Annotated in this window: 6 protein-coding genes; all 6 read left to right on the top strand. The window is 31.4% G+C overall.

The genetic code is table 11. The annotated features are described in order from the left end of the window. Positions 1–910: DNA polymerase III subunit beta (gene dnaN, locus AB2369_RS09645; RefSeq protein WP_367666271.1), on the top strand; the 910-nt coding region annotated here is incomplete at its 5' end. An 18-nt stretch (positions 911–928) separates the two neighbouring features. Continuing rightward, a complete protein-coding gene (locus tag AB2369_RS09640; protein WP_367666270.1) occupies positions 929–1,135 on the top strand; it encodes an RNA-binding S4 domain-containing protein in 207 nt (68 codons plus the stop codon). A gap of 45 nt (positions 1,136–1,180) precedes the next feature. Then, positions 1,181–2,266 carry a DNA replication/repair protein RecF gene (gene recF / locus AB2369_RS09635; RefSeq protein WP_367666269.1) on the top strand — a complete coding sequence of 362 codons (1,086 nt, stop codon included), beginning with the start codon at positions 1,181–1,183 and terminating at the stop codon, positions 2,264–2,266. A gap of 13 nt (positions 2,267–2,279) precedes the next feature. Beyond that, a complete protein-coding gene (gene remB / locus AB2369_RS09630) occupies positions 2,280–2,540 on the top strand; it encodes an extracellular matrix regulator RemB (RefSeq protein ID WP_367666268.1) in 261 nt (86 codons plus the stop codon). Between the two features lie 29 nt (positions 2,541–2,569). Next, positions 2,570–4,477 carry a DNA topoisomerase (ATP-hydrolyzing) subunit B gene (gene gyrB, locus AB2369_RS09625; protein WP_367666267.1) on the top strand — a complete coding sequence of 636 codons (1,908 nt, stop codon included), beginning with the start codon at positions 2,570–2,572 and terminating at the stop codon, positions 4,475–4,477. A gap of 21 nt (positions 4,478–4,498) precedes the next feature. Then, positions 4,499–7,039 carry a DNA gyrase subunit A gene (gene gyrA / locus AB2369_RS09620; protein WP_367666266.1) on the top strand — a complete coding sequence of 847 codons (2,541 nt, stop codon included), beginning with the start codon at positions 4,499–4,501 and terminating at the stop codon, positions 7,037–7,039. The last annotated feature ends 405 nt before the right edge of the window (positions 7,040–7,444 follow it).

The following is a 7,444-nucleotide window of genomic DNA, read 5'->3' as shown; positions in this document are numbered from 1 at the left end:
GGGTAGGATAGTTGTAGATTCTAAGATATTTGGAGAAATCGTAAGAAAACTTCCTAACTCTGAAATAATACTAGAATCTCAAGAGAATAATATTCTTAATATCCATTGCCAAAAATCTGATTTTGAACTTGTTCATATGAACGCAGATGAGTTTCCTAAGTTACCTAAAATAAATGAAAATGAGTTTTTCTCTGTACCACAAGGAACTTTAAAAAATATGATTAAGGGAACTTCTTTTGCAGTAGCTCAAGACGAAACTAGACCTATACTTACTGGAGTTCTATTCGAAGTTAAGGAAAAAACACTAAATTTAGTTGCATTAGATGGTATCAGACTTGCATTAAGAAGCGAAATTTTAGATACGGAAAATACTATAAGTGCTGTAATACCAGGAAAAACATTAAATGAAGTTGCTAAAATACTTGAAGAAAGCGAAGATATAGTAAATATAACATTTACAACTAACCATATACTATTTAATCTTGGAGTTACAAAAATTATATCTAGACTTTTAGAGGGAGAATTTATAAATTATAGTTCAATAATTCCTCAAGAACATAAACTTAACGTTACTGTAAAAAGACAAGAACTTCAAAGTTGTATTGAGAGAGCTTCGCTTATGGCTAAGGATGGAAATAGCAATTTAATAAAATTAGACATACAACCTGACAATTTAATAATAACTTCTAATTCTCAATTGGGAAAGGTTAGAGAAGAAGTTTCTATAGAATTGCAAGGGGAATCTCTTCAAATTGCATTTAACTCCAAGTATTTAATTGACATTTTAAAAATAACAGAAGAGGAAGAAGTGGTATTAGAATTTACAAGTGCTGTAAGCCCATGCATCATAAAGCATAAAAATACACAAAACTGTGAATACCTTGTTCTTCCAGTTAGATTAGTTAAATAATTTCTTTAGGAGGAAAAAATGATAGAAGTTACAGTAGAAACGGATATAATAAAATTAGATGCCTTTTTAAAATGGTCAGGTGCTGTTAGTATGGGATCAGAAGCCAAAATTGTTATCCAAGAAGGGGAAGTATATGTTAATGGAGATGTATGCACCCAAAGAGGAAAAAAGCTTAAAAAAGGTGATGTTATCGAATTTAATGGAGAAAGTTATAAAGTTATATAATTTATTTGAAAACAAATATGATATAATTTTAAATAGGTGTTTCATATGTATGTGAAATATTTGCAGTTAAAAGATTATAGAAATTATGAGTTACTTAGTATAGACCTTGTAAAAGGTGTTAATGTTTTTAAGGGAGACAATGCCCAAGGAAAAACAAATGTATTAGAATCAATTTACTACTGTGGATTTGGTAAGTCTCACAGAACTAGTAAAGATAAAGAACTTATTAGATGGGATAAAGAGAACTCAATAATTAATCTCCATGTATCCAGAGAAAGATTGGATAAAAAAATAAATATAAATATTTTAAAAAATGGTAAAAAGGCAATAACTATAAACTCAATAAAGATAAATAAAATTTCAGAGCTTATTGGGACATTTAACGTAGTTATGTTTTCACCAGAGGACTTGAGGGTTGTAAAAGAATCACCAGGTGTTAGAAGGAAATTTATTGATATGGAGATATCCCAGTTGAATCCTAAGTATTATCATTCTTTGGTTCAATATAATAAGGTTCTAAACGAAAGAAATATTATATTAAAGAAAAGAACTTCTGATTCAGCTATGATTGACATATATGATGAACAGCTTAGTTCTTTTGGTGAGTATATAATAAAAAAAAGGTTAGAATACTTAAATAAATTAAATATTCATGGAAAAGATATACATAGGGATATAACGTCTAATAAAGAAGATATAGAATTTAGATATATTACCTCTGTTGATCTTTCAAAGGATATAAAAGAAAACTTAAAAAGTAATTTAGCGGCTAATAGGAAAAAAGATATTGATAAAGGCAACACCTCTGTTGGACCTCATAGAGATGATTTAGGAATATATTTAAATCAGATAGATGCTAAAAGCTTTGGGTCTCAAGGGCAACAAAGAACCGCTGTCTTAACAATGAAATTTGCTTCCCTTAAAATAATCAAAGAGTTAACTGGAGAGTATCCTGTACTCCTTTTAGACGACGTATTATCAGAGCTTGATATAAACAGAAAGAAGTATATATTAAGCTCTATTGATGATATTCAAACTATAATAACATGTACAGGAATAGAAGATATCAACGAAAATTTACAAGGAAATTATAAAGTGTTCAATGTAGAAGAGGGTCATATAGAAGTATAGAGGAGGAGAGAGTGTGTTTTTACATTTAGGAGAAAATGTAGTGGTTCCAGTAAAGGATGTTATAGGAATATTTGATATAGAAACAAGTATGTATAGTTCAGATACTACTCAATTTTTAAGGTTGGCCGAAGAAGATGGATTTGTTGAAAGAATAACTAAAGATAAGCCAAAGTCTTTTGTTATTGCAGAGGTTAATAAGAAATCAAAGATATATCTTTCACCTATATCATCTGCTACATTAACTAAGAGAACAGATATAAACTATGACCTTTAACAATTAGTTAAGCTAGGAGGTTTTTTATAGTGGAACAAAATAATCAATCATATGATGAAAGTCAAATTCAGGTCTTAGAGGGATTAGAAGCAGTTAGAAAAAGACCAGGAATGTATATTGGTACTACAAGTTCAAGAGGACTTCATCATTTAGTGTATGAAATAGTTGATAATAGTATAGACGAGGCTTTAGCGGGATTCTGTAAAAAAATATATATTACTATTCATAAGGATAATTCCATAAGTGTTCAAGATGATGGTAGAGGTATGCCTGTTGGTATACATCCTAAGATGGGTAAACCTACTGTGGAAGTAATAATGACAATTCTTCATGCTGGAGGTAAATTTGGAGGAGGAGGATACAAAGTATCTGGAGGACTCCATGGTGTTGGAGCATCTGTTGTTAATGCTCTATCTTCAGAATGTGAAGTTGAAGTAACAAGAGAAGGATCTGTTTGGAAGCAAAGATATGAAAAAGGTGTAGTAAAGAGTGATCTTGAAAAAGTAGGTGAAAGTGACAAACATGGTACTAAAACTTATTTTAAGCCAGATCCAGAAATATTCGAGGAAGTAGAATATGATTTTGAGATTCTATCACAAAGATTAAGAGAACTTGCCTTTTTAAATAAAGGAATTAATATAACATTAACTGATGAGAGAGAAGATAAGATAGAGGAATATCATTATGAAGGTGGTATAAAATCCTTTGTAGAATACCTAAATAGAAATAAAGAGGTCTTACATAAGGAGCCAATATATGTAGAGGGTATAAAGAACGATCATACTGTGGAGGTATCTCTTCAGTACAATGATAGTTATGCAGAAAATATATTCTCCTTTGCTAACAATATAGCAACTATAGAAGGTGGTACTCACTTAGTTGGATTTAAAACAGCTTTAACGAGAGTATTTAATGACTATGGTAAGAAATTTGGACACCTAAAAGAAAATGATAAAAACCTATCAGGTGATGATATAAGAGAAGGATTAACTGCGGTTGTATCTGTTAAGTTAACTGACCCCCAGTTTGAAGGACAGACAAAGACTAAGCTTGGAACTAGTGAAATAAGAAGCGTAGTTGAAACTATAGTTGCTGATGGAATAAGCACCTTCTTAGAGGAAAACCCTAACGTTGGTAAAATAATAATTGATAAGGCACTTGTAGCTGCTAGAGCAAGAGAAGCAGCAAGAAAAGCTAGAGAGCTTACAAGAAAGTCAGTATTAGAAAGAACATCTCTTCCAGGAAAACTTGCAGACTGTTCATCTAAGGATCCTTCAGAGTGTGAAATATATATAGTCGAAGGGGACTCAGCGGGAGGATCTGCAAAGCAAGGAAGAAATAGAAGATTCCAGGCTATTTTACCTTTAAGAGGTAAGATAATGAATGTAGAAAAACAAAGACTTGATAAGATATTAAACTCTGAAACCATAAGATCAATGGTTACAGCTTTTGGTGCAGGTATAGGTGATGAGTTTGATATAGAGAAGATAAGATATAATAGAATAATAATAATGACAGACGCAGACGTTGATGGTGCTCATATTAGAACTCTTTTATTAACCTTCTTCTATCGTTATATGAGAGAACTTATAGAACAAGGTCATGTGTATATAGCTCAACCGCCTTTATATAAAATTAGTAAGAGTAAGAAAGAATACTATGCTTATTCTGACAGAGAGCTAGATAATATTTTAAATGATCTTGGTGGAAAAGATACAAGTGTATCTATTCAAAGATATAAGGGTCTTGGAGAGATGAATGCAGAGCAGCTTTGGGAGACAACGATGGATCCTGAAAGAAGAATACTCTTAAGGGCAAATATAGATGATGCTATTGCTGCAGACGAAATATTCACTATATTAATGGGAGATAAGGTTGAGCCAAGAAGAGAATTCATACAAAAGAATGCTAAAAAGGTAGTAAACCTAGATATATAGTGATTTAATGAGGTGAAGAACATGTACAATGAAGGAAATGTTGTACCCGTAGACATAAAAAATGAGATGAAAAAATGTTATATAGATTATGCTATGAGCGTTATAGTAGGTCGTGCTCTTCCAGATGTTAGAGACGGTTTAAAGCCAGTTCATAGAAGAATCTTATTCTCTATGCAAGAATTAGGATTAAGTCCTGAAAAAGGATATAGAAAGTGTGCTAGAATAGTCGGAGACGTTCTAGGTAAGTACCATCCACATGGTGATTCATCAGTTTATGATGCACTAGTAAGAATGGCACAGGATTTTTCTATAAGATATCCATTAGTTGATGGTCATGGAAACTTTGGTTCTGTAGATGGAGATTCAGCAGCGGCTATGAGATATACAGAGGCGAAGATGAGTAAGATTGCTACTGAGCTTCTAAGAGATATAAGCAAGGATACTGTTGATTTTATTCCAAACTTTGATGGAGAAGAAAAAGAGCCATCAGTAATACCATCTAGATTTCCTAATCTTTTAGTAAGTGGATCCTCAGGAATAGCTGTAGGTATGGCAACAAATATTCCTCCACATAACCTAGGAGAAGTTATAGATGGAACTATAATGCTTATTGATAATCCAGAAGTTACTGTTACTGAACTTATGACAAAGATAAAGGGACCAGACTTTCCTACAGCAGGAATAATAATGGGAACATCAGGAATAAGAGCAGCCTATGAAACTGGAAGAGGTAAAATCCTTGTAAGAGCTAAAGCTGAGATAGAGGAAGAAAAGGGAAGACACACAATAATAGTTACAGAAATACCATATCAAGTAAATAAAGCTAAACTTATAGAAAATATAGCTGATCTTGTTAAGGATAAAAAGATAACAGGAATATCTGATCTTAGAGATGAGTCTGATAGAGATGGTATGAGAATTGTTATAGAGCTTAAGAGGGATGCAAATCCTAGTGTTGTATTGAACTTATTGTATAAGCATACTAAGATGCAAGACACATTTGGAGTTATAATGCTTGCTTTAGTTGATAATGAACCTCAAGTTTTAAACTTAAAAGAGGTTTTAAATCATTATGTAGACTTCCAAAAGGTAGTTATAAGAAGAAGAACAGCCTTTGAGTTAAAGAAAGCAGAGGAAAGAGCTCATATCTTAGAAGGATTAAAAATAGCTTTAGATCACATAGATGAAGTTATAAGCATAATAAGAGGATCTAAAACAACTGACGTTGCAAGAGAGACGCTTATTTCTAGATTTGGATTAAGTGAAAAACAAGCTCAAGCAATATTAGATATGAGACTTAGAAGACTTACAGGTCTTGAAAGAGATAAGATTGAGGATGAATATAATGAATTAATGACCTTGATTAATAGGTTAAGAGAGATATTAGAAACAGAACAATTAGTATTAAATATAATAAAAGATGAATTAATGCAAATAAAGACATCTTATTCAGATGAAAGAAGAACTGCTATAGAAAAAGTTGCAAATGATATAGATATAGAGGATCTAATTCAAGAAGAAGATGTAGTTATAACATTAACAGATACAGGTTATATAAAGAGAATATCTGCTGATACATACTCTGCTCAAAAGAGAGGTGGAAAGGGAATTCAAGCCATGACCACTAAAGAGGATGATTCTGTAGGTAGAGTTATAATAACATCTACTCATAGAGATTTATTATTCTTCTCAGATAGGGGTAGGGTATATAGGTTAAGAGCATATGAAATTCCAGATGCGGGTAGAACTGCTAAAGGAACTAATATAATAAACCTTATACCATTAACTCAAGATGAAAAGATTAAAGATGTATTATCTATAGATATTAAGAACATGGATGAAGATGGTTACTTAATAATGACAACAAAGCAAGGTATTATTAAGAAAACTAAATTAAAAGAATATGCATCTATAAGAAAGAATGGATTAAATGCCATAGGATTAAGAGATGGCGATGAACTATTAAAGGTAAAAGTAACCCATGGAGATGCAGAAATAATAATGGTAACTAAATATGGATATTCCATAAGATTTAGTGAGAAAGATGTAAGGCATATGGGAAGAAATGCATCAGGGGTTAAGGCTATAACTCTAAGAGAAGATGATATAGCAGTAGCTATGGATATAATTGTACCTGATGAAGAGCTCCTTGTAGTAAGTGAAGAGGGATATGGTAAGAGAACTAAAATTGAAGAATATCCTATACAGAACAGAGGCGGAAAAGGAGTAAAGACATATAAAATTAATGATAAGACAGGTGTTGTGGTATCAGCTAGAGTATGTAAGGGTGAAGATGAATTAATGCTTATAAACTCTAGTGGTGTTGCTATAAGAATTAATGTTCAGGATATATCAATTACAAGTAGAAGTGCTATGGGTGTAAGACTTATGAGAACTATTGAAGAACAAAAAATAGTTGCTATAGCTAAAATAACAATCAATGAAGATGAGCTTCAAGAAGAAGAAACAGAAAATAGTGATTCTATAGAAGTTGATGTAACAGAAATAAATAATGATCAAATTGAAGATTCTACAGGTAGTGTGGAAGATGATAAAGAATAGGATGTAAGTAAAAAGCATGAGTCATACTTTTGAGGTATAACTCATGCTTTTTTATTAATATACTAGTTATTCAGGCAATTTATAAATATTAAGATGTATACTTGTCCAAGTGTATCAATATAAATAAAAGATAGGTATAAGTAGTATTTTAAAGATATAATAATATAAAGAGCATATATAAAACAAATTAATATAATATAAAGTATACATTATGATAAGATTTAATACATCGCTAAGGTTCACAGCAATCTTAGCAAGAAAGTAACATATATCAAGTTAAAAACTTTTTTAAAAAAGTATTGACATGATTGTGGAAAGATGATAATATAAAGAAGTCGCTTGAGGGCGATGTGGTCTTTGAAAATTAAACAGAATTAAGATAAAGAACCAGCAATTCTTTTACAG

It is taken from the genome of Clostridium sp. (genome assembly GCF_040797585.1).
Taxonomy (GTDB): Bacteria; Bacillota; Clostridia; order Clostridiales; family Clostridiaceae; genus Clostridium_Z.
The sequence above is the reverse complement of the archived record's forward strand: the minus strand, read 5'-3'. Positions and strand labels throughout refer to the sequence as shown.